Annotated in this window: 1 protein-coding gene; it reads left to right on the top strand. The window is 64.4% G+C overall.

All coding sequences use genetic code 11. The annotated features are described in order from the left end of the window. On the top strand, positions 1-2385 hold a 2385-nt coding region (locus JZ00_RS29610), incomplete at both ends, for an RHS domain-containing protein (RefSeq protein WP_039594730.1).

The following is a 2385-nucleotide window of genomic DNA, read 5'->3' as shown; positions in this document are numbered from 1 at the left end:
CCGTTTCCGACTCATCGAAGCGACCAACGCCGCCGGCGAAAGCGAACGCTACGACTACGACGACCAGCACGTCATCCTCCAGCGGCAACTGGCCGGCGGGGCGAGTTTTTATTGGGAGTGGCAAGGCCTCGGCGCGGCGGCCCGCTGCGTGCGGCACTGGGCGTCGTTCGCGCAAATGGACAGTCGCTACACCTGGGGCGAGGACGGCAGCGTCACCGTCCATAACCTCGATGGCAGCGAGGAAGTCTACGTCCACGATGACCGCGCGCGACTGGTGCGCCAAGTCGATCCCGCCGGCGGTGAACACCTCAAGGCCTATGACGAACAGGGCCGGCTGATCGCCGAGCAAGACCCGCTCGGTGCCGTCACCGAATACCGCTATGACGAAGTCGGACGGCTGGTGGCGCTGATTCCGCCTGAAGATGAACCGACGTCCTACGAATACCGCAACGGTTTCCTGCATGCTCGGCAACGCGGCAAAGCCGTGTGGACCTACCGCCGCAATGAGCAGGGCGACGTCATCGAGGCCATCGACCCGGACGGCCAAAGCACCTGGTACCACTACGACGGCCAAGGGCAACTGAAAACCATCAGCTACCCGGACGCCAGCGCCCATTATTTTGTGCGCAACCACCTGGGCCAGTTGACGGAAGAAACCCTGCCCGATGGCAGCCAGCGGTGTTTTTCCTACGATGCCCTGGGGCGTTTGCTGACCCGCCAGGACGAACACGGCGCCATCACCCACTACCAATGGGATGCCGTGGGCCGCTTGCTGCAAACCACCTTGCCCAGCGGCGCGACCCGCGCCTGGAGCTACAACGCCTATGGCAAGGTCATCGCCGAGCGGGACGAACTGGGCCGCACCACCCGCTACGAATACGCCGACGACCTGCACCTGATCAGCCGCCGCCTCAACCCCGACGGCAGCGAGCTGAAATATCGCTACGACTCGGCGCGGCTGTTGCTGACGGACATCGAGAACGAATCCGGCGAAAAATATCATCTGGACTACACGCCCAACGGACTGATCCGACAGGAAACCGGCTTCGACGGCCAGCGCACCGGTTATGCCTACGACCTCAACGGCCACCTGCTGGAAAAAACCGAGTTCGGCGCCGACGGCAGCCAACTGATCACAGCCTATCAGCGCGACAGCGCCGGTCGCCTGCTGCGCAAGACCCTGCCGGACGGCACAGCAGTCGATTACCGCTACGACGGCCTCGGCCGCTTGGTCAGCGTCGACGACGGTCATTGGCCGCTGGCCTACGAATACGACGCCCAAGACCGCCTCGTCGCCGAACACCAAGGCTGGGCCACCCTGCGTTATCGCTACGACAGCGTTGGTCGCTTGATCCACTGCCGCCTGCCCGACCGCAGCACCCTCGACTACCGCCATGCCCGCGGCGGCGCGCTGATCGCCATCGACCTCAACGGCACCTGCCTGACCGAGCATCGTTTCAAGGGCGGCCGCGAAACCCAACGCCAGCAGGGCCTGCTGCTCAGCGACTACCGCTACGACGAACAGGGCCGCCTCAAGGCCCAGACCGTCTGGCAAACCCAGCAGCACCAACTGTTCTGGCGCGATTACTCCTACAGCGCCAACGGCAACCTCGCCGCGCTTTCTGACAATCGAAACCGCCGCAGCTACCAATACGACGCCCAAGATCGCCTGCTCCGCATCGACTATGCCCACAGCCAAGGCCCCGAACGCTTCGCCCACGACCCGGCCGGCAACCTCTTGCTGCAAGACCGCCCTGGCCCGACCACCCTCAAGGCCAATCGCCTGCTCATGGAGGGCGACCGCCACTACGACTACGACGCCTACGCCAACCTCATCCGCGAACGCCGCGGCAAAGCCCAATGCCTCGTCACCCACTACCGCTACGACAGCCAACACCGCCTCATCGGCGTCACCAGCCCGGACGGCAGCGAAACGTCCTACCGCTACGACGCCTTCGGCCGACGCATCGAAAAAACCGTGGCGGACCAGACCACGGAATTTATCTGGCAAGGCGACCAAGTCATCGCCGAAAGCAGCGATCGCCACTACCAAAGCTACGTCTACGAACCCGGCACCTTCCGCCCCCTCGCCCTGCTCGAAGGCCAAGGCCCGGACAACGCCACGCCGTTCCACTACCACAACGACCACCTCGGCACGCCGCAGGAACTGACCAGCCACCAGGGCGAAATCGTCTGGGCCGCCCGCTACAACGGCTACGGCAAACTCACCGAACTGCGCCACGGCGACGGCAAACGCCTGGAACAACCGCTGCGCTTCCAAGGCCAATACCACGACCGGGAAAGCGGCCTGCACTACAACCGGCACCGGTACTACAATCCGGAGACGGGGCGGTACCTGACGCTGGACCCGAGCAAGCTCAAGGG

The organism is Pseudomonas frederiksbergensis, assembly GCF_000802155.2.
GTDB lineage: Bacteria > Pseudomonadota > Gammaproteobacteria > Pseudomonadales > Pseudomonadaceae > Aquipseudomonas > Aquipseudomonas frederiksbergensis_A.
This window is presented reverse-complemented; position numbering and strand designations above follow the sequence as displayed.